At 55.2% G+C, this 1,007-nt stretch carries 1 protein-coding gene; it reads left to right on the top strand.

Annotated features, from left to right (window positions below; all coding sequences use genetic code 11):
• The coding region (locus ABWQ00_RS16310; RefSeq protein WP_353239712.1) for a hypothetical protein at positions 1-206 on the top strand (206 nt) is incomplete at its 5' end.
• Positions 207-1,007 lie beyond the last annotated feature (801 nt).

Genomic DNA, 1,007 nt, shown 5'->3' with positions numbered 1-1,007 from the left:
GCCACCAAATACTGCGTCGCCCTTCACTCTTATCGCTTCTTACTCATGAAAAGTCTGCATTATTGCGATTGCGCATCGTCAATCATGATGGCAAGGTTGCGCTGGCGGCGGTGTCCATCTTCGTGCTTATGTTTGAACTCATCATGTATTTCTCATTGTCAGGAACTCAAGTCATTGCCAATGCTCTATTGTTGTGTCGACGTTGACTTCGCGCAGCTTCCGCATTGGTGTAGGTACTGCTCCGCGGCTAGTTCCTAACATTGATAGGCGTGCTCGGTTCAGAATTGCACCCAACGTCAGTATTGCACACGTTTCACATGCATGGTTGCACCTATGACCTCTTGCGGCACTTCCGCAACATAGTGGGCAATGTTCCCGGAAGTGCAATTTCAGGATACAGTGACAGTTACGGGCGGGTGCTTGAAGCGCGGCCAGCCGGTGACTGTTCATAGGGTTGACGGCATAATGTATGTGTTGATGGAGAAGTCTGAGTGGGTCAGCCATGCATCCGTCGGAGCGTCGCGCTCCCGCACGGCAATCCGTCGCACATGGTGCATCGACAGGTTGCGGGAGCGAGCCATCGAGCGTGCGCAGTTGGCAGTTGTGCCCTCGTCTGCGCTGGCGGATGATCCAATGAGGGAGCTCGAGCAACATGTCGAGTCCGCCGACCAACCGGAACCGCCAACCAAGCGGCGCCGGGTGCCATTGGTTGGCCTCCCTCCAACTTACGTTCATGTACTTGTACAACTTGTGGCACCGGTTGCGTGCGGCTACCCGCCCGAGGGCGTTGCGTTCGACACGTACGTCTTGCCACGGTCCACCACGCGGCTTGCCATCTATGTCTTGTCTTCCCAGGTGCCCACGATCATTGCTTACGTGCGCTACGAGTTGATGGAGATGACTAGGGAGCATGGGTCGCCCTAGTGTCTTTCGGAGAAGAAGCCATTGTGCATGTCGCGTTCACGTGGCGGCTGCTTGTTTGTGTGAGGAGATCGCGATAACAAAAG

Source organism: Limnohabitans sp., assembly GCF_040400975.1.
Lineage (GTDB): Bacteria > Pseudomonadota > Gammaproteobacteria > Burkholderiales > Burkholderiaceae_C > Limnohabitans_A.
Note: the sequence above shows the minus strand (reverse complement) of the source record. Positions and strands in the feature narration are given on the sequence as shown.